The 20565-nt window shown below is 48.3% G+C and carries 15 protein-coding genes; 7 read left to right on the top strand and 8 right to left on the bottom strand.

Annotation, left to right across the window (positions count from 1 at the left end; all coding sequences use genetic code 11):
- Window positions 1–11: 11 nt before the first annotated feature.
- From HMPREF2606_RS06305 to HMPREF2606_RS06290, 5 genes are all read left to right on the top strand, one after another.
- Window positions 12–281 carry an HU family DNA-binding protein gene (locus HMPREF2606_RS06305; protein WP_070625332.1) on the top strand — a complete coding sequence of 90 codons (270 nt, stop codon included), beginning with the start codon at window positions 12–14 and terminating at the stop codon, window positions 279–281.
- 351 nt (window positions 282–632) lie between these two features.
- Window positions 633–902 (top strand): FeoA family protein, encoded by a 270-nt coding sequence (locus tag HMPREF2606_RS06300; RefSeq protein ID WP_003746882.1) that lies wholly within the window; start codon window positions 633–635, stop codon window positions 900–902.
- Between the two features lie 27 nt (window positions 903–929).
- Window positions 930–2798 carry a ferrous iron transporter B gene (locus tag HMPREF2606_RS06295; RefSeq protein ID WP_049323195.1) on the top strand — a complete coding sequence of 623 codons (1869 nt, stop codon included), beginning with the start codon at window positions 930–932 and terminating at the stop codon, window positions 2796–2798.
- Window positions 2795–2923: a FeoB-associated Cys-rich membrane protein gene (locus tag HMPREF2606_RS10720; protein WP_003683546.1), complete on the top strand. Its 129-nt coding sequence runs from the start codon at window positions 2795–2797 to the stop codon at window positions 2921–2923. Before HMPREF2606_RS06295 ends, HMPREF2606_RS10720 begins: the two co-directional genes overlap by 4 nt.
- 118 nt (window positions 2924–3041) lie before the next feature.
- Window positions 3042–5972 carry a class I SAM-dependent DNA methyltransferase gene (locus HMPREF2606_RS06290; RefSeq protein ID WP_070843449.1) on the top strand — a complete coding sequence of 977 codons (2931 nt, stop codon included), beginning with the start codon at window positions 3042–3044 and terminating at the stop codon, window positions 5970–5972.
- 155 nt (window positions 5973–6127) lie between these two features.
- On the opposite strand, the gene mpl is transcribed toward HMPREF2606_RS06290, so the two are convergent.
- The 7 genes from mpl to yhbY form a co-directional block, all read right to left on the bottom strand.
- On the bottom strand, window positions 6128–7504 hold the full coding sequence (gene mpl, locus HMPREF2606_RS06285) for a UDP-N-acetylmuramate:L-alanyl-gamma-D-glutamyl-meso-diaminopimelate ligase (RefSeq protein ID WP_070843448.1): 1377 nt from the start codon (window positions 7502–7504) through the stop codon (window positions 6128–6130).
- 405 nt (window positions 7505–7909) lie between these two features.
- The gene (locus HMPREF2606_RS06280; protein ID WP_003683576.1) at window positions 7910–8248 is read right to left on the bottom strand and encodes a P-II family nitrogen regulator; all 339 of its coding nucleotides are present in this window, start codon (window positions 8246–8248) and stop codon (window positions 7910–7912) included.
- An 89-nt stretch (window positions 8249–8337) separates the two neighbouring features.
- Complete coding sequence (gene lpdA, locus HMPREF2606_RS06275; protein ID WP_070843447.1) at window positions 8338–10122, bottom strand: dihydrolipoyl dehydrogenase; 1785 nt, start codon at window positions 10120–10122, stop codon at window positions 8338–8340.
- A 77-nt stretch (window positions 10123–10199) separates the two neighbouring features.
- Window positions 10200–11813 (bottom strand): dihydrolipoyllysine-residue acetyltransferase, encoded by a 1614-nt coding sequence (gene aceF, locus HMPREF2606_RS06270; protein ID WP_070843446.1) that lies wholly within the window; start codon window positions 11811–11813, stop codon window positions 10200–10202.
- A gap of 144 nt (window positions 11814–11957) precedes the next feature.
- Complete coding sequence (aceE, locus tag HMPREF2606_RS06265) at window positions 11958–14621, bottom strand: pyruvate dehydrogenase (acetyl-transferring), homodimeric type (protein ID WP_070585369.1); 2664 nt, start codon at window positions 14619–14621, stop codon at window positions 11958–11960.
- 592 nt (window positions 14622–15213) lie between these two features.
- Entirely contained in the window at window positions 15214–16644 is a 1431-nt protein-coding gene (locus HMPREF2606_RS06260; RefSeq protein ID WP_070585367.1) for a tetratricopeptide repeat protein, read from the bottom strand.
- A 225-nt stretch (window positions 16645–16869) separates the two neighbouring features.
- Entirely contained in the window at window positions 16870–17157 is a 288-nt protein-coding gene (yhbY, locus tag HMPREF2606_RS06255; protein ID WP_070585365.1) for a ribosome assembly RNA-binding protein YhbY, read from the bottom strand.
- Window positions 17158–17268: 111 nt separating this feature from the next.
- Between yhbY and HMPREF2606_RS06250 the strand changes: the two genes are divergently transcribed.
- Together HMPREF2606_RS06250 and ftsH are read left to right on the top strand one after the other, a co-directional pair.
- Window positions 17269–17889 carry an RlmE family RNA methyltransferase gene (locus tag HMPREF2606_RS06250; protein WP_070712890.1) on the top strand — a complete coding sequence of 207 codons (621 nt, stop codon included), beginning with the start codon at window positions 17269–17271 and terminating at the stop codon, window positions 17887–17889.
- Window positions 17890–17959: 70 nt separating this feature from the next.
- Window positions 17960–19930, top strand: coding sequence for an ATP-dependent zinc metalloprotease FtsH (ftsH, locus tag HMPREF2606_RS06245; protein WP_070712893.1), 1971 nt, complete (start codon window positions 17960–17962; stop codon window positions 19928–19930).
- A 103-nt stretch (window positions 19931–20033) separates the two neighbouring features.
- On the opposite strand, the gene tpx is transcribed toward ftsH, so the two are convergent.
- Window positions 20034–20528, bottom strand: coding sequence for a thiol peroxidase (gene tpx, locus HMPREF2606_RS06240; protein WP_070712895.1), 495 nt, complete (start codon window positions 20526–20528; stop codon window positions 20034–20036).
- Window positions 20529–20565: the final 37 nt, after the last annotated feature.

Below are 20565 nucleotides of genomic sequence, written 5' to 3'. Positions count from 1 at the left end.
AGGGACTAATTGTGAACAAGTCTGAATTGATCGAAGCAATTGCTCAAGAAGCCGGCATTTCCAAATCTGCTGCGCAAAAAGCTTTGGATGCTACTACTAATGCCGTAACCAACGCATTGAAAAGCGGCGACACTGTTACTCTGGTCGGTTTCGGTACTTTCTACGTCGGCGAACGCGCCGAACGTCAAGGCCGCAACCCAAAAACTGGCGAGCCTTTGACTATTGCTGCTGCTAAAACTCCTAAATTCCGTGCCGGTAAAGCATTGAAAGACGCTCTGTAATTTAGAGTCTTTCCCTGAATGGGAATAAAAAACCGATTTGATTCGGTTTTTTATTTTGAAGGCCGTCTGAAACCTTTCAGATGGCCTTTAGTTTGTTGAGTGCATAAAAAGGCTGAAATCCTAATGATAAAAGGATTTTAGCCTTTTTAGTTTATCTTGTTACATTTGATTTTTATATTGATATACCTTATCATTAAGGGAAACAATAACAGTATTCAAAACAAACCGCACTTATCGAAAGAAGGGGCAAATAGCCATTCGTAAACAATCTTTCAAATGTGCTACACATTCATCATACTTCTCACGTTTTTTCAATAATCTATTTTTAAAACAAAAAGAAAAGAGAGACTTATGTCTGCTGTTCCTTTGTCGCGCCTGAAAAAAGGCGCAGTCGTACATATTGATTCCATTGCTCCCAATCCTGTTTTTGGTGATTTGGATACCTTGGTAACCCGTCGTCTTGCAGATTTGGGTTTTTCCAGCGGAATGCCGTTGCAAGTGATTGCAGTGGGTGGTTTTGGGAGAGGCCCGTTTGCGGTACGTTTGGGTAACCAATCTCAATTTTCCCTGCGTTCGGAAGAGGCCGGGAAGATTATGTGTCGTATCGTTGAGGCCGTTTAAGGCCGTCTGAAAGAATAAGGAAAAATGATGGAACTAAGCTATTTTGCCTTGATTGGCGCGCCAAACTGCGGCAAAACCGTTTTGTTCAACGGTTTGACCGGCTCACATGCCAAGGTTGCCAATTATCCGGGCGTAACTGTCGATAAGCGCGAGGGCGCCTTCCTCGACGACGAGGCCGTCCGCATTATCGACCTGCCGGGCACATACAGCCTACGCACGACCAGCCCCGACGAAGCGGTGGCGAAAGATGTAATGGTAGGCAAGATGGGCATTCCGCCCGATGCCATTATTGCCGTTGCCGACGCGACCAACCTGCGTATGACCCTGCGCATGATTTTGGAACTGAAAACGCTGGGACTGCCTATGGTGGTGTCGCTGAATTTGAGCGACGTGGCCCGCAAAAGGGGCTTGAATATCGACGCGGCCAAACTGAGCGAGTTGTTGGATGCACCTGTTTTGGAAACAGTTGCAGTGAGCGCGTCGGGTGTACAGGCTGTACGCGAAGCCGTGGCGAAGCTGCCGCGCAAACGCTCTTTCCCCGCAAACCCCGCCTCTGCCGAACGCACGCTCGATGCGCTGGATAGCGACAAACTTTATCAAGAAGTCGAATCGATTTTGGCACAAGTGGTACGCACCCAGATGACGCTGCCCGCATGGCACAAAAAACTCGACGACATCGTGCTGCACCCCGTCTGGGGCATGATTATGCTGCTGGTCATCCTGTTTATGGTGTTCCAAGCGGTTTACACATGGGCGGCGCCGATTATGGACGCCATCGAAGGTGGCTTTACCGCGCTGGGCGAATGGATAGGCGCCAACATGGAGCCGGGCATCCTCAACGATTTGCTGGTCAACGGCGTCATTGCCGGTTTGGGCAGCGTGTTGGTGTTCCTGCCTCAGATTACGATTTTGTTTGCCTTTATCCTGCTATTGGAAGACTCAGGCTATCTGCCGCGTGCAGCCTTCCTGCTGGATAACATCATGGCAAAAAGCGGTTTGTCCGGCCGTTCGTTTATTCCCCTTTTGTCCAGCTTTGCCTGTGCCGTTCCTGCCGTGATGTCGGCGCGTACCATTAACGACCCGCGCGAACGCCTTGTTACCATCGCGGTTGCGCCGTTGCTGACTTGTTCCGCACGTTTGCCGGTGTATGCGCTGATTATCGCCGCTGTTATTCCTGACCGTACAGTGGGTGGGATTTTCAACCTGCAAGGCCTGACATTGTTTATTCTTTATATCGTAGGCATTCTGTCGGCCGCATTGGCAGCGTATATCATGAAACGCTTGGCGCGGATGAAAGGCAATGTGCAACAATTCCCACTTTTGATGGAATTGCCGACTTTCCGTACGCCTAACTTCAAACACATCATGACCAGCTTGTGGGATAGGGTAAAAGCCTTCCTGAAACGCGCGGGTACCATCATTTTTGCGTTGGCCGTGGTTCTGTGGGGCTTGGTAAGCTGGCCGCAACCGCCTGAAGGCGCAACCGGTGCCGCCATCGATTACAGCTTGGCAGGTACGCTTGGTCATGCTATTCAGCCGTTTTTTGCACCTTTGGGTTTTACTTGGGAAATGTGTATCGCCATGATTCCGGGTATTGCCGCGCGCGAAGTGGTCGTTGCCGCATTGGGTACCGTTTATGCCGTCAGCGCGTCGTCTGAAGATGCCGTACAAAACGCATTAATTCCCATCATACACAACAACTGGGGCTTGCCGACCGCCTTTGCCTTCTTGGCTTGGTATGTGTATGCTCCGATGTGTGCCGCGACTTTGACCGTGATTAGACGCGAAACCAAATCCACGAAAAATATGCTTATGATTACAGGCTATTTGTTCCTGATGGCTTATTTTGCCGCATTTGTGGTTTACCAACTTTCTTCAAGGATACTATCGTCATGACTCAATATATTATCGTCGGCTTGATTATGCTCGCCTGCGTATTCTTCCTCTTGCGAAAATTCGTGTTCAAACCGAAAAAACGCGACTGCAGCAGTGGCTGCGGCAAATGCGGTGGTTGCGGTTAAATATTGATAACCAGAAAGAAGAAAGGTCGTCTGAAAAGAGGTTTCAGACGACCTTTTTAACGCAAACCGTTATAATAACGCCCCATCCATTTATACAATACATTCATTCCATAAAGTCATGAAAACCCTGCTCCAACTCCAAAGCGCTGCACAAAATTTCGCCGACCACTATAAAAACCAAACCGACGAACGCCGTGAAAAAGACACTTTTTGGAATGAATTTTTTGCGATTTTCGGCATTGATCGCAAAAACGTCGTCCACTTCGAATATGCCGTTAAAGACCCGAGCAACAACACCCAATTTGTCGATGTCTTTTGGGAAGGCATCTTCCTGGCAGAACACAAATCCGCCAACAAAAACCTAGCCAAAGCCAAAGAACAGGCGGAGCGTTATTTGCAGGAAATCGAGCGCACCAAGCCGTCTGCCTTACCTGAATATTACGCCGTCAGCGATTTTGCCCATTTCCACCTTTATCGTCGCGATCCTAAAGAAGGCGTAGAAAACCAATGGCAATTCCCGTTGGAAGAATTGCCCGAATACATTACGCGCGGCGTTTTCGACTTTATGTTCGGCATCGAAGCCAAAGTCCGCCAAATTCAAGAAGAAGCCAATATTCAAGCGGCGACGGCCATTGGCAGACTGCACGATGCCTTGCAGGAAGAGGGCATTTACGAAGAACACGAACTCAGGCTCTTCATCACGCGCCTGCTTTTCCTCTTTTTTGCCGACGACAGCGCCGTTTTCCAGCGCAACTACCTCTTTCAAGACTTTTTAGAAAGCTGCAAAGAGGCCGATATGCTTGGCGACAAGCTCAATCAACTCTTTGAATTCCTCAACACACCCGACCAAAAGCGCAGCAAGACCCAAAGCGAAAAATTTAAAGGTTTCGAATACGTCAACGGCGGCCTTTTCAAAGAACGCCTGCGCACTTTCGACTTCACCGACAAGCAGCACCACGCCTTAATCGACTGCGGTAATTTCGACTGGCGCAACATCAGTCCAGAAATCTTCGGCACGCTCTTCCAATCCGTCATGGACGCACAAGAGCGGCGCGAAGCAGGCGCACACTACACCGAAGCCGCCAACATCGACAAAGTCATCAACGGCCTTTTTTTAGAAAACCTGCGCGCCGAATTTGAAGCCGTCAAAGCCCTCAAACGCGACAAAGCCAAAAAACTCGCCGCCTTCTACCAAAAAATCCAAAACCTGCAGTTCCTAGACCCGGCCTGCGGCTGTGGCAATTTCCTTATCGTTGCCTACGACCGCATCCGCGCCCTTGAAGACGACATCATCGCCGAAGCGCTCAAAGACAAAGCAGGCGGCTTATTCGACAGCCCGTCCGTCCAATGCCGTCTGAAACAATTCCACGGCATCGAAATAGACGAATTTGCCGTCCTTATCGCCCGTACCGCCATGTGGCTCAAAAACCACCAATGCAACATCCGCACGCAAATCCGCTTCGACGGCGAAGTCGCCTGCCATACGCTGCCGCTCGAAGACGCCGCCGAAATCATCCACGCCAACAGCCTCCGCACACCTTGGCAGGCGGCAGACTACATCTTCGGCAATCCGCCCTTTATCGGCTCGACCTACCAAACTAAAGAGCAGAAAAACGACCTCGAAAGCATTTGCGGCCATATCAAAGGCTACGGCCTGTTGGATTACGTCTGCAACTGGTATGTCAAAGCCGCCGGCATCATGGCGCAGAATTCCCAAGTTCAGACGGCATTTGTCTCCACCAATTCCATCTGCCAAGGCCAGCAGGTCGAAATCCTCTGGGGCAGCCTTTTGAACCAAGGCATCGAAATCAACTTTGCCCACCGTACCTTCCAATGGACGAGCCAAGCCGCAGGCAAAGCCGCCGTCCATTGCATCATCGTCGGCTTCCGCCAAAAGCCGCAAATGCTGTCTGAAAACTGTGGCGCAAACGCTTCAGAAAATTCCGCTCTGCCCAAATACCTCTACGACTATCCCGACATCAAAGGCGAACCCCAAAAACACGCCGTAGCCAACATCAATCCTTATCTGATTGATGCGCCCGATTTGATTATTACCAAGCGCAAAACCCAAATCAGCAGGGAAAATGAAATGTGCAAAGGCAATCAACCGACCGACGGTGGCAACCTTATCCTTTCCACTGATGAAAAAGAAGCTTTGATTGCCGCCGAACCATTAGCGGAACAATACATCCGCCCCTTTATCGGCGCCGAGGAATTTATCAACGGCAAAACCCGTTGGTGCCTGTGGTTTCACGGCGTATCCGACGTCAAACGCAATCACGACCTGAAACAGATGCCCAAAGTCCAAGCCCGTATTCTGGCGGTCAAAGCCATGCGCGAAGCCAGCAGAAAAGCCGCCACGCAGAAAAAAGCGGCTACCTCGTGGCTCTTCGACGAAATCCGCCAGCCTTCAGACGGCAATTTTCTGATTATTCCACGCGTATCTTCTGAAAGCCGCCGTTTCGTCCCCATCGGTTATCTGTCGCATCAAATCATCATCAGCGATTCATCGTTTATGCTTCCAAACGCCACCCTCTACCACTTCGGCATCCTCTGCTCAACCATGCACAATGCCTTTATGCGTACCGTTGCAGGCCGCCTGGAAAGTCGTTACCGCTACTCTAATACAGTCGTGTACAACAACTTTCCCTTCCCAGAAAGCTGCTGTAAACCTGATGATGACGAAACTGCCTGTCAGGAAGCTTCGGGCAAAAAAGGCGAAACGCCAAGGCCGTCTGAAAACAATCCCCTCCGTTCTGCCATCGAAGCTGCCGCCCAAGCCATCTTCGACATTCGCGAGAAATATCGCGCCGATGCGCTTGCTGACGATCTGCCTCCCCCTACGCTCGCCGAACTTTATGCGCCCGACGCAGGCTATCCCGATCTCGTCAAAGCACACGCCGCCCTCGACAAAGCAGTAGATAAAGCCTACGGCTACAAAAAAGGCAAAAACACCGACGATGAGGCAGAACGCGTCGCCTTCCTGTTTGACCTATACCGAAAGGCAATAGAAAGCCAAAATACCAAACCGCCTAAAAAAACTAAATAAAGGCAAATGGCAAACCCGACTTGGTTTATAGCCAAACCTGATTCGCCGGAAATATCGTTTTTTTCCCATCTCATTACTTCACAACAAAAAGGCCGTCTGAAAACCAAATTCCGGTTTTCAGACGGCCTCAATCATTCAAAACTTTCAACAAGCCCTTATTTCAACGCTTCCAGTAGCTTTCCGTGTATTCCGCCGAAACCGCCGTTGCTCATGACCAAAATATGGTCGCCGGCTTCGGCATTTTTCACGATTTCGGCAACAAAGGCATCGAAGTCTGTGCCCACATGCAGCTTGCCGCCTAAAGGCGCGAGGGCTTCGGCGACGTCCCAGTCCACGCCGCCGGCGTAGCAGAATACTTGGTCGGCATCGTTTAAGCTTGCGGGCAGGGAGGCTTTCATGGTGCCGAGCTTCATGGTGTTGGAACGCGGCTCAAGGACGGCGAGGATGCGTGCGTTACCGACACATTGGCGCAGGCCTTCGATGGTGGTTTCGATGGCGGTCGGGTGGTGGGCAAAGTCGTCGTAAACGGTGATGCCGTTCACCGTGCCTTTGATTTCCATACGGCGTTTGACGTTTTTAAATGCACTCAAAGCTTCGCAGGCCGTCTGAATATCGACTCCGGCATGACGCGCGGCAGAGATAACGGCGAGTGCGTTCATGCGGTTGTGTTCGCCCATCAGTTCCCAAGCGACGTGTCCGACCGTTTCGCCGTGATGGCGTACGTCGAACGAGCCGTCGGCATGGACGGTACCAACCTGCCAGCCTTGTTCGGTACCAAATTTTTCTACGGGCGTCCAGCAGCCTTTGTCCAAAGTGTCTTGCAGGCTTTGCTGCTGGCCGTTGCAGACGATGAGGCCTTCAGACGGCACGGTGCGTACCAAATGATGGAATTGGGTTTGAATGGCGCCCAAATCGGCAAAAATGTCGGCGTGGTCGAATTCCAGATTGTTCAAAATGGCGGTACGCGGATGGTAATGTACGAATTTGGAGCGTTTGTCAAAGAAGGCAGTGTCGTATTCGTCGGCTTCGATAACGAAGAATGGCGATTTTGAATTAGGGTCTTGGCGCGGCGTTTGCGGCAGGCGGGCAGAAACACTGAAGTTTTCCGGTATGCCGCCGATGAGGAAGCCTGGCGCAAGGCCGGCATATTCCAAGACCCATGCCAGCATGGAGGCTGTGGTCGTTTTGCCGTGTGTTCCAGCTACGCCGAGCACCCAGTGCTGGTGTAATACGTTTTCAGCCAGCCATTGTGGGCCGGAAGTATAAGGCAGGCCTTTGTTCAAAATGGCTTCGATCACATCCATGCCGCGTTTGGCAACATTACCGATAACGTAAATATCGGCTTTAAATTTATTCAATTGAGCGGCATCAAAGCCTTCGTGTACGTCTATGCCCAAGGCTTCAAGCTGGGTGCTCATCGGTGGATACATTTTGGCGTCGCAACCGCTGACTTTAAAACCTGCTTCTTTGGCAATAGCCGCTACGCCGCCCATAAATGTGCCGCCGATACCGATAATGTGGATGTGTTTCATGATAAGACTGTCTTTGGATAAATTAATTTTAAAGCCGTCATTATAACGGAGTTTGGATAAAGAAAGGGGTCGTCTGAAAAGTTAGGCAACAACAAGAATAGGAAAAAATGCGAAGAATTGATTTTAAAAGGAGGGCGTTGAGGTTTTGCAAGTATGGGATTGGGGTTAGCCCTGCTTTGGAAAGAGTTATTTGATACGGTAAAGTCGTTCACGAAGGTCAGGTGAAGCATTGCCTCGAACTCCTCCATGCTTGATAGCGTGAAGTTTTCGATAATAGGTTTACTTGGATAGACTTTAGAGAATGGGGGGGGATTCAATTAATGCCGTTTGAAAAATAAGTCCTGAGCAAACCACGCTACGACTTATTTTCAGACGGCATTTGTATTCTGTATTTTGCGATTTCTATTAAAGCGCTGCTTCCGAGCGTTCACCGGTACGGATACGGATAGCTTCTTCAACCGGATAAATAAAGATTTTACCGTCACCGATTTTGCCAGAATGCGCGGTTTCCAAGATGGCATCAACAGCTTGATCGACTTTATCGTCAGCCAATACCAATTCGATTTTCACTTTAGGAAGAAAATCGACTGCGTATTCCGCGCCGCGATAAATTTCCGTATGGCCTTTTTGGCGGCCGAAACCTTTGACTTCGCTGACAGTCATGCCGGTAATGCCGATTTCAGTCAGGATTTCGCGTACATCGTCGAGTTTGAAAGGTTTGATAATGGCTTCGATTTTTTTCATATTGAGTCTCCTTATTTGCGAAAAGGCCGTCTGAAACATTCAGACGGCCTTTGTTCCATCAAGTTCGTTCAAATTTTATTTGAGTGAACTTATTTCTTTTTCTGAGCAGGCAGGTCGGTACATACGCCCAATGCCACTTCCGCAGCCATACCGATGGATTCGCCCAGGGTTGGGTGTGGGTGGATGGTTTTACCGATATCGGCTGCATCACAGCCCATTTCAATCGCCAAGCAGACTTCGCCGATCATATCGCCACCGTTAGGACCAACGATACCGCCGCCGATGATGCGGCCGGTTTCAGCATCAAAAATCAGCTTGGTGAAACCATTGTCGCAACCGTTGGCAATCGCACGGCCGGAAGCAGCCCATGGGAAGTTGGCTTTGGTGATTTTGCGGCCGGAGGCTTTGGCAGACAACTCGGTTTCGCCAACCCATGCCACCTCAGGAGAAGTGTAGGCAACGCCCGGAATAACGCGCGCGTCGAAGTAGGCTTTGTGGCCGGCACAGTTTTCAGCGGCAACGTGGCCTTCGTGAACGGCTTTGTGTGCCAACATCGGTTGACCGACGATATCGCCGATAGCGTAGATGTGCGGCACATTGGTGCGCATTTGTTTGTCCACTTCGATAAAGCCGCGGTCGGTTACGGCAACACCTGCTTTTTCAGCGCTGATCAGTTTGCCGTTAGGTGCACGACCGGCAGCCACCAATACGGCATCGTAACGTTGTGGCTCTTTAGGCGCATTTGCACCTTCGAATGTAACGTAAACACCGTCTTCTTTAGGCTCAACAGCAACAGTTTTGGTGTTGATCATGATGTTGTCAAAACGGTATTCGTTTTGTTTTTGCCATACTTTAACTAAGTCGCGGTCTGCGCCTTGCATCAGGCCGTCCATCATTTCAACAACATCCAGGCGAGAACCCAGGGTGCTGTAAACCGTACCCATTTCGAGACCGATAATACCGCCACCGATGATCAACAGTTTGCCTGGTACTTCTTTCAGAGCCAGTGCACCGCTGGAATCGATGATGCGTGGATCTTCAGGAATGAAAGGCAGTTTGGTTACGCGGCTGCCTGCTGCAATGATACAGTTTTTGAAGGCAACGATTTTTTTCTCGCCGGTAGGAGTCGCTTGCTCGTACACGTCGCCGGTAGTCAGCGACACTTCCAAGTGGTGCGGATCTAAGAATTGGCCGTCGCCTTGGATAACGTCTACTTTACGGCCTTTGGCCATGCCTGCCAAACCGGTAGTCAAACGGGAAACCACGCCGTCTTTGTAAGCACGCAGCATGTCGATATCGAGTTCAGGCTCTGGGTATTTGATACCGTTGGCAGCCAAGTGACGTACTTCATCGATAACGGCAGCGTTGTGCAATAAAGCTTTGGAAGGGATACAGCCGACGTTCAAGCAAACGCCGCCCAAAGTTTTGTAACGCTCGACGATGGCAACTTTCAAGCCTTCGTCAGCAGCGGCAAATGCAGCAGAATAACCGCCAGGGCCGCCACCCAATACGACTACGTCGTATTCAGCATCGGCAGAACCGCCAAATTGTGCTGCTTGAGGAGCTGGAGCAGCAGCTTTAGGGGCTTCTTGTGCAGGAGCAGCTGGTACTTCAGCTTTAGGAGCGGCAGCCGCACCTTCGGCTTCAACGATTGCAATCAAGCCGCCTTCAGAGATTTTATCGCCGACTTTAACTTTAACTTCTTTAACGACACCTGCAACTTCGGCAGGTACGTCCATAGTGGCTTTATCGGTTTCCAAAGTAATCAGGGTATCGTCCACAGCAATGGTGTCGCCTACATTTACTTCAACCGCAATAATATCTACGTTTTCGTGACCGCCAATGTCGGGCACTTTTAATTCAACTAAGCTCATGTCTAATCTTTCTGAATGATGTTCGGACTTCTTTTTTCAGACGGCCTGAGTAAAAAGACCGTCTGAAAATGCTCGGATTACAGAGTAATGCGGCGGAAGTCTTTCAACAGGTTAGCCAGGAATACGGTAAAGCGCATACCGGCAGCACCGTCGATGACGCGGTGGTCGAAGGACAGGCTCAATGGGCACATCAGGCGAGGAGCGAATTCTTTGCCGTTCCAAACCGGTTTGATTTGGGATTTGCACACGCCCAAGATAGCAACTTCAGGAGCATTCACGATTGGTGTGAAGCCTGTGCCGCCGATACCGCCCAAGCTGGAAATGGTAAAGCATGCGCCTTGCATTTCTTGTGGTTTGAGCTTGCCTTCGCGGGCTTTTTTAGACAATTCGGTCAGCTCTTGGCTGATTTGTTTCAAGCCTTTTTGATCTACGTCTTTGATTACTGGAACAACCAAGCCGTTTGGTGTGTCGGCTGCGAAACCGATGTTGAAGTAGTTTTTCAGCACTAAGTTGTCGCCATCCAAAGAGGCATTGAATTCAGGGAAGGCTTTCAGCGCAGCAACAGAGGCTTTAATGATGAACGCCAATGGGGACAATTTTACGCCTTCACGTTCCCATTCTTTGTTCAGTTGTTTGCGGAATTCTTCCAATTCGGTCATGTCCGCTTCTTCGTGTACGGTAACGTGAGGAATCACAACCCAGTTGCGAGAAAGGTTTTGACCGGAGATTTTCTTAATGCGAGACAGTTCTTTAACTTCGACGCTGCCGAATTTAGAGAAGTCGACTTTAGGCCATGGCAACAAGTCCAGACCACCGCCCAAAGAGGCAGCGGCAGGTTTGCCTGCACCACTTTGCATAACGGATTTAACGAAGGCTTTAACGTCTTCGCCCATGATACGGCCTTTCAGACCGGTACCTTTGACTTGACCCAAATCTACGCCCAATTCACGCGCCAGTTTACGTGCGGAAGGACCTGCATGGGCTTTGGCAAATGCAGCTTCGTCAATTTTGGCAGCTGCAGGTGCAGCCGGAGCAGGCGCAGCGGCTGGTGCTGGAGCAGCAGGAGTCGGAGTAGCGGCTGGTGCAGGTGCGGCAGCTTGAGCGGCAGGAGCAGGAGCAGCTGCGGCGGAACCGGCGGTTTCTACTTCGATAATGGCAGAGCCTTCGGATACTTTGTCGCCAACTTTTACAAATACGGCTTTAACCACACCGGCTTCTGTACATGGTACGTCCATGGTGGCTTTGTCGGTTTCCAGAGTAATCAGAGTGTCGTCAACGGCAACAGTGTCGCCAACCTTGATTTCAACGGCAATAATGTCTACATCTGTATGACCGCCAATATCCGGTACAACGACTTTTACAGTTGCACCGCCTGCAGGAGCGGCTGCAGGCGCAGCAGCTGGAGCTGCAGGAGCTTCAGCTGCAGGAGCCGGGGCTGCATCGGCAGCGGCGGCATCGGTTTCAACGGTCAGAATAACGCCGCCTTCAGAGATTTTATCGCCAACTTTAACTTTAACTTCTTTCACGACACCGGCTGTATCGGCAGGTACGTCCATAGTGGCTTTGTCGGTTTCTAAAGTAATCAGGGTGTCGTCAACGGCAATGGTGTCGCCTGCTTTAACTTCTACAGCGATGATGTCGACGTTTTCATGACCGCCGATATCAGGGACTTTGATTTCTACGATACTCATTTGAGTTCCTTTAATATTTTCAGTTTGATGCCGTCTGAAAACTGTTTCACACGGCATCGGTACAGTTTGTTCAAACCATTCAAGCATTTGGTTTTCAGACGGCCTGATGTCTGAATGAAGCAAACAGGCCGTCTGAAACATCAATTAGCGTTTCCAGCTAGGAGCTGAATCGGCTTTGATGCCATATTTTTCAATAGCTTGTTGAACGGTTTCTTTGCTGACTTTGCCTTGTTCGGCCAATGCGCTCAATGCAGCAACGGCAACGTTGTAGCGGTCAACTTCAAAGAAGCTGCGCAGGTTGGCACGGCTGTCGGAGCGACCGAAGCCGTCAGTACCCAAGACGTGGTAGTCGTTAGGGATGTAGGCACGGATGCGGTCAGCATAGCTGCGGATGTAGTCGGTAGCGGCAATAACCGGACCGTCATGACCTTGCAGTTGAGAAGTAACAAACGGTACTTTTGCAGTTTCCAATGGGTTCAGACGATTGAAGCGTTCCACTTCGATGGCATCGCGGTGCAGCTGGTTGAATGATGGGCAAGACCAGATGTCTGCTTCTACGCCGAAGTCGGCTTTCAACAATTCGGCACCGGCAATTACTTCTTGCAGGATAGTACCGGAACCCATCAATTGAACTTTCTTGTCGCCTTTGCCGCTGGCTTTCAGCAGATACATACCTTTCAGGATGTTTTCTTCTGCGCCTTCAGGCATGTCCGGGTGAGCGTAGTTCTCGTTCATTAGGGTGATGTAGTAGAACACGTCTTCGTTATTGGCATACATACGGCGCAGACCGTCTTGAACGATAACGGCTACTTCGTATTGGAATGTTGGATCGTAAGAAACACAATTTGGAATCAAATCTGCTTGAATATGGCTGTGGCCGTCTTCGTGTTGCAGACCTTCACCATTCAGCGTTGTACGGCCGGCAGTACCACCCAACAGGAAGCCGCGTGCGTGCATATCGCCGGCAGCCCATGCCAAGTCGCCGATACGTTGGAAACCGAACATAGAGTAGTAGATGTAGAAAGGAATCATCGCAAAGTTGCTGTTGGCGTAGCTGGTTGCAGCCGCGATCCAGTCAGCCATTGCGCCTGGCTCGTTAATACCTTCTTGCAAGATTTGACCGTCGACGGATTCTTTGTAGAACATCAGTTGGTCTTTATCTTGAGGGGTGTATTGTTGGCCTTTAGGGTTCCAAATGCCGTATTGGCGGAACATACCTTCCATACCGAAAGTACGGCTTTCGTCAGGAACGATAGGTACAACGCGTTTGCCGATTTTTTTGTCTTTCAGCAAAGTAGACAGGATGCGTACGAAAGCCATGGTGGTGGAGAATTCACGGTCACCGCTGGATTTCAGTTGGGCATCAAATGCTGACAGTTCAGGCACTTCCAGAACGTCTTGGGTAGGGTTGCGTTGAGGCAGGTAGCCACCCAAAGATTCGCGACGTGCGTGCAGGTATTTGTATTCTTCGCTGTCAGGAGCAAAAGTCAGGTAAGGCAGGTCGCCACTGTCGATTTGCTCGTCAGTTACAGGAATGTCAAAGCGGTCACGGAATTGTTTCAGAGACGCTTTGTCCATTTTTTTGGCTTGGTGGGCAACGTTTTGACCTTCGCCGGATGCACCCATACCGTAACCTTTAATGGTTTTTGCCAAGATTACAGTAGGTTTGCCGTTAGCGTGATTCGCAGCGCGGTCGTAAGCGTTGTAGACTTTTTGAGGGTCATGACCACCGCGGTTCAATGCCCAAATTTCGTCATCAGTCATATCGGCGACCAATGCTTTCAGTTCAGGTGTATTGAAGAAGTGTTCGCGAACGTATGCACCGTCTTTGGATTTGTAAGTTTGGTAGTCACCGTCCAAGCACTCTTCCATACGTTTGCGCAGGATGCCATCTTTGTCTTTTGCCAAGAGGCGGTCCCAACGACGACCCCAGACGACTTTCACAACATTCCAGCCGGCGCCGGCAAAGTTGCCTTCCAGCTCTTGAATGATTTTGCCGTTACCGCGTACTGGGCCGTCCAAACGTTGCAGGTTACAGTTGATGACGAATACCAAGTTGTCCAAGCCTTCGCGTGAAGCCAGAGCAATAGCACCTTGGCTTTCAGGTTCGTCCATTTCACCGTCGCCACAGAATACCCATACTTTACGGCCTTTGGTTTTAGCCAGACCGCGAGATTCCAAGTATTTCAGGAAGCGTGCTTGGTAAATTGCCATCAATGGGCCAAGACCCATAGATACGGTTGGGAATTGCCAGAAGTCAGGCAACAGGTGAGGGTGAGGGTAAGAAGGCAGACCTTTACCGCCAACTTCTTGACGGAAGTTGTTCAGCTGGTCTTCAGTCAGACGGCCTTCAACAAACGCACGTGCGTAGATACCAGGGGCTACGTGGCCTTGGAAGAATACCAGATCGCCTTCTTCGCCTTCGCCTTTAGCTTTCCAGAAGTGGTTGAAGCCGACTTCGTACATAGTGGCGGCTGATTGGAAAGATGCAATATGTCCACCCAATTCCAAATCTTTTTTACCTGCGCGCAAAACGATAGCGGCAGCGTTCCAACGAACGAATGCACGGATGCGGTGTTCGATGTTTTGGTCGCCAGGGATGCCTTTTTCGTCTTCTACGGAAACGGTGTTCAAATATGGAGTAGTGGTGCCGTGAGGCATACGGATGCCTTTGTCACGGCTGTATTTGACCAAACTTTCCAGCAGGTATTGGGCGCGTTCGCTACCTTCATATTCTAAAACAGAGCTTAACGCGTCTAACCATTCTTTGGTTTCAATTGGGTCAACATCGTGTAATTGGGTGGACATAATATCTATCCTTGTGTTGAGTGTTTTTCAATGACGGAGTATTACTCCGATATTTTCGTTTGCGAACAGATGTGAGTTTAAAACGAAAATTCCTAGAGTTAAATTCGAAAAAAGTTTTAATTACTGAAATATTATCAATACGTTATAACCGTTGATAAAAAATCAGAAAGAATTGAACTTTTTACAAACCAGCTAACCTGCAAATGCTATCAGTAATTGGGCAAACTGGCAAATTGTGCTGTAGATATTGATAGGATTTAGAGGTTGAAATTAAGATTTTTTAAAAGAGTTATGTAGCTTGTTTTTAAATCGAGATATTGAGTGGATACAGTAAAAAAGCATCAGATATTTGAGAAAGTTTATTCGAATACGAAAAATATTTTTCAAATTTTGTTGTAAATAGAAAATTAAATTTAGATTATCTGGTTTTTTACAAAGAGAATAGGCCGTCTGAAGACTCTAAAGAGATTAAGGAGAAATGGGATTTGAAGATGGCGATTGTTGAGGAAGGGTAAATGAAAAAAATGACATGTACAGGCTACTTTAGCGCTGACATGTCATTTATGTAGGAAGTTAGAATTTCAGACGGCCTCTAATTATCAGTAGAGCCTTTTTGAGAGAATTGCTTCCATTGAGTCAGAAGCTCTTTGAGAACGTCTTGCTGTTCATGTCCATGTTGGATGGCTTCTTGCAACCAGAAGCAAGCATTGTTGATGTCTTTTTTTACACCCATGCCGTGATAATACAGGCAGGCAAGATTATATTGAGCCATCGTGTCTCTTTGTTTGGCCGCTGCTTCAAACCATTTTGCAGCTTGGGCGTAGTCGACAGGTACGCCTTGTCCGCAGTAATACATCATACCTAGATTGGTTTGGGATTTACTGTGTCCACGTTCTGCGGACTGATGGTATAACTCCAGTGCTTCAGCGTAATTCTGTTTGCGTTTTAAGCCATAGTGCGCTGCAAATGCCAGCTTGTACAGACGCTCGGCTTCCTGACGTTGGAGGGCGATTTCTTTGGTTAGCTCATAGTTTTGCTGGTTATTCAATGCGCTGTCAGACAGAAGTTTTTGGTAAGCGGCAAGATTACCTAAATCAGCCGAGCGTTGATAATATTGGCGTGCGGTGTCAGCATCAACTGCTCGTCCCAATCCGTAGCGATAGATATCACCTAAAAGGCGCAAACCTTCCGGATCATTTTGATCAGCAGCAAATTTAGCGTGCTGATAGGCCTTCTGAGGGTCTCGTTCGGTGTTTTTGCCTAGCAGATAGATTTCGGCAAGTGCTACATTCGCATTGCTGTCACCTTGTGCGGCAGCTTTTTCAAACCATTCCAATGCTTCAGCAGGATTTGATGCGGCTAAGAGTTCCGCAAGAGAAGTTTGCGCTGGAACAATGTCGTAATCGGCGGCAATACGTAAATGTTCGATTGCTTTTTCAGGATTTTGTGCGACACCTTGCCCCAATTTGTATTGGAGACCGAGTTGCCAGTGTGCTGCAATAAATCCCTGTGCAGCGGATTGCTGATAGAGTTTATGGGAATATTCCAAATCAGAAGAGCTGGAATATTGGTAATGTTGGGCTAAGAAGTATTGCGCCTGAGGATTTTGCTGTTCGGCAGCTTTCAATGCCCATTTGACTGCTTCTTGGTCATTGCCATTATCTGCATATAAACGCATGAGGCGTAGTTGTGCTGGGGCTAATCCTTCTTCAGCAAGCTCTTGATAGGCTGCAATGAGTTTTTCTATTTCTATTCCATTATTTTCTTGTAACTGGAGAAGATTATAGCGGGCGTATGGATGACCAGCTCTTGCAGCTTGCTTTAAATATTCAACTGCAATTGCTAAATCTTGCGCATTTTCGTGGTGTTCGATCAGGTATCCTGCTAGCTGAAATGCGGCCTCAATATGCCCGGCTTCTGCTGCCTCGCAGAGCAATGGGATGGCTCGTGCAAAGTCAGGAGGGTCTTGAGTGATTAATTTTTCTGCTAGAAGAAAAGATTCTTCATATTGTTGAGCATTCATCGGTTTGCTTTTATATTTTGCGAAGGATTAAGAATAAAATAATCGGCCGACAGAGTGCGGCCGTTATGATTTTGTAATTTTGAGGTTATTTACAAAAACAGACAACCGTATTTGTATTTTTATGCTTAGAATAATGGAATAAATCATTCCGTACTGCGTAAATACAACAGAAGGATATGATTAAAGTGGGTTGAGAAAATACTTCTGTTGTTTATTTAGTTTAAATTATTCGCCGTCCGGTTTCTTACGCCACAAAACAAGTAATTTGCCAATATGTTGCACCAGTTGAGCACCCAGTGTTTCACACAGGGCATTGCAAATTTCAATACGTTCAGCGCGATCATCGCCAAAAACACGGACTTTAATCAATTCATGTGCTGTCAATGCGGCATCGGTTTCTTTGATGACTGAGTCGGTCAAGCCTTGTTGGCCAACCATAACGACAGGATGGAGGTGATGTGCTTGGGCTTTCAAGGCCAAAATTTCTTTGGTGCTTAATTTGTTGTCGCTCATATTAATAAGTATCCAATTCAAAAGAATAATGGCTATATTGTACGCGATTTAGAACATTTACGGGGGAAATAACGTACAATGCTGATTTTAACTTAAGCATTTCAAATCAAGATGGCTGTACGCTCAAAATCTTCAAAAGCATGGCTGCATGAGCACGTCAACGATCATTATGTCCATATGGCACAAAAGGACGGATATCGTGCCAGAGCGGCTTATAAATTATTGGAAATCAATCAAAAAGACAAATTAATCAAGCTAGGTACGGTTTTGGCGGATTTGGGCAGCGCGCCGGGAAGTTGGTCACAGGTGGCGGCCAAGCTGGTCGGTAAAACAGGAGCAGTGTTTGCTTTGGATATTTTGCCGATGGATGCTATTGAAGGTGTGTCGTTTATTCAGGGCGACTTTAGGGAAGATGCTGTTTTAGAGCAGTTTGAAGCCTTATTGGATAATCGTCCGTTAGACCTTGTAATCTGTGATATGGCACCCAATATGTCAGGCAATGCCGTAACAGACCAGGCACGCAGTTTTTACCTGTGTGAACTGGCTTTGGATTTTGCCTCGCAGCATTTGAAACCCGGAGGCAGTTTTTTGGTGAAGGTGTTTCAAGGCGCGGGCTATCAGGAATATACGGCGGCAATGCGCGAAATTTTTGCCAGTGTACAAACTAGAAAGCCGGATGCTTCCCGCAATCGTTCCAGTGAGATTTACCTATTAGGCAAAAATAAACGCTGACAATGTAGGGTGGGTGCTTTAAAATTCTTTCCCTTGATTTTATTTATTTTGTAACCATGGAGCCTGTTCAGTGGGGAATACCATTAAAAACATATTAGTCTGGGTAGTGGGTGGTGCTATGCTTTTAGCAGCATTCAATGCACTCAGCGATAAGCAGGAAGATAAACAGCAAATCGAATATTCTCAATTTATTCAGCAAGTTAATAGTGGCGAAGTATCCAATGTCAATATTGAAGGATCTGTTGTCAGCGGCTATCTGATTAAAGGTGAGCGCACCGATAAAACTGCCTTCTATACCAATGCGCCTTTGGATGACAACTTGGTTAAAACACTGTTGGACAACAAAGTACGCGTCAAAGTGACTCCGGAAGAAAAACCAAGTATGCTGGCCAGTCTGTTTTACAGCCTGCTGCCTGTTTTGTTGTTGATCGGTGCATGGTTCTACTTCATGCGCATGCAAAGCGGCGGTGGCGGTAAAGGCGGCGCCTTCTCTTTTGGTAAAAGCCGTGCTCGTTTGTTGGATAAAGATTCCAATAAAGTGACTTTTGCCGATGTTGCCGGTTGTGATGAGGCAAAAGAAGAAGTACAAGAAATCGTAGATTATTTAAAAGCCCCCAATCGTTACCAAAGCCTAGGTGGTCGTGTACCTCGCGGTATTTTGTTGGCCGGTAGCCCTGGTACGGGTAAAACATTGCTGGCTAAAGCGATTGCCGGTGAGGCCGGTGTGCCATTCTTCAGTATTTCAGGTTCTGACTTCGTAGAAATGTTTGTCGGTGTCGGTGCGAGCCGTGTCCGCGATATGTTCGAGCAGGCCAAGAAAAACGCGCCATGTATCATCTTTATCGATGAAATTGATGCGGTTGGCCGTCAGCGTGGTGCTGGTTTGGGTGGTGGTAATGATGAGCGTGAGCAAACATTGAACCAATTGTTGGTTGAAATGGATGGTTTTGAAAGTAACCAAACCGTTATTGTGATCGCAGCAACCAACCGTCCTGATGTACTTGACCCCGCGTTGCAGCGTCCGGGCCGTTTTGACCGTCAAGTCGTTGTTCCATTGCCTGATATCCGTGGCCGTGAGCAAATCTTGAAAGTACACGCTAAAAAAGTACCTTTGGATGCATCCGTAGATTTGACTTCTTTAGCACGCGGTACCCCTGGTTTTTCAGGTGCGGATTTGGCAAACTTGGTCAATGAAGCAGCTTTGTTTGCCGGTCGTCGTAATAAAGTTAAAGTCGATCAAAGCGACTTTGAAGATGCTAAAGACAAAATCTACATGGGTCCGGAACGTCGCAGCATGGTGATGCACGAAGATGAAAAACGTGCGACAGCCTATCATGAGGCCGGTCATGCAATCGTAGCGGAAAGCCTGCCGTTTACCGATCCGGTTCACAAAGTAACAATTATGCCTCGCGGCCGTGCATTGGGTTTGACTTGGCAGCTGCCTGAGCGTGACCGCATCAGTATGTACAAAGACCAAATGCTGAGCCAGCTCTCAATCTTGTTTGGTGGCCGTATTGCTGAAGATATTTTTGTCGGCCGTATTTCTACCGGTGCATCTAACGACTTTGAGCGTGCAACTCAAATGGCACGCGAGATGGTAACGCGTTATGGTATGAGCGACAAAATGGGTGTGATGGTTTATGCTGAGAACGAAGGTGAGGTATTCTTGGGTCGCAGCGTAACTCGTTCTCAAAATATTTCCGAGAAAACCCAACAAGATATCGATGCAGAAATCCGCCGTATTTTGGATGAGCAATACCAAGTGGCTTACAAAATCTTGGATGAAAATCGCGATAAGATGGAAACCATGTGCAAAGCACTGATGGATTGGGAAACTATCGATCGAGATCAAGTTTTGGAAATTATGGCCGGTAAACAGCCTAGTCCGCCTAAAGATTACAGCCACAATGTCCGTGATGACAAAGTAGAAGAGCCTAAAGCGCCTGAAGCGCCTGTTGCTGAAGCTGCTGAACCTGTTGAGCAAAATGAGGTTCAGAATGCTGAGTCAGTAGAAGCAGACAAAACAGATAAATCTGTATAAGGCTTGAAACAGAAAACGGTAGCTTTTAAGCTACCGTTTTTATTTTGAGGATAATCTAAAGGCCGTCTGAAAAGCTTCAGACGGCCTGATTTTATTTGGTTAATTACAAAACAGTCAAAGCAGCTTCGTAGTCAGGCTCGTTCGCAATTTCAGATACCAGCTCAGCGTGGAGAACTTGGTTTTGCTCATTCAAAACCACCACTGCGCGGGCAGTCAGGCCGCGTAATGGGCTTTCTGTCAGTGTAACACCGTAATCGTTAGAAAAGCTGCTGCGGAATGTAGAAAGTGTCACTACATTTTCTAAACCTTCTGCGCCGCAGAAACGGGCTTGTGCGAACGGTAAATCGGCAGAAATGCACAAGACGACGGTATTGTCCAAAGAAGAGGCGCGTTTGTTGAAAGTGCGGACGGACTGGGCGCATACGCCGGTGTCAATGCTAGGGAAAATATTCAGCACTTTGCGTTTGCCTGCAAAGTCAGCCAATGATTTCTCAGATAGGTCTGCTGCTACCAATGTGAAATCAGGTGCAACTTGGCCGATGGCAGGCAAATTGCCGTTTGTAGAAATAGGAGAGCCTTGGAAAGTAACTTGAGCCATGATTCAGTCCTTGTGTCAGGGGGAAAATAGGATAGGC

It is taken from the genome of Neisseria sp. HMSC070H10, from assembly GCF_001837635.1.
Classification (GTDB): Bacteria; Pseudomonadota; Gammaproteobacteria; order Burkholderiales; family Neisseriaceae; genus Neisseria; species Neisseria subflava_A.
The sequence above is the reverse complement of the archived record's forward strand: the minus strand, read 5'-3'. Positions and strand labels throughout refer to the sequence as shown.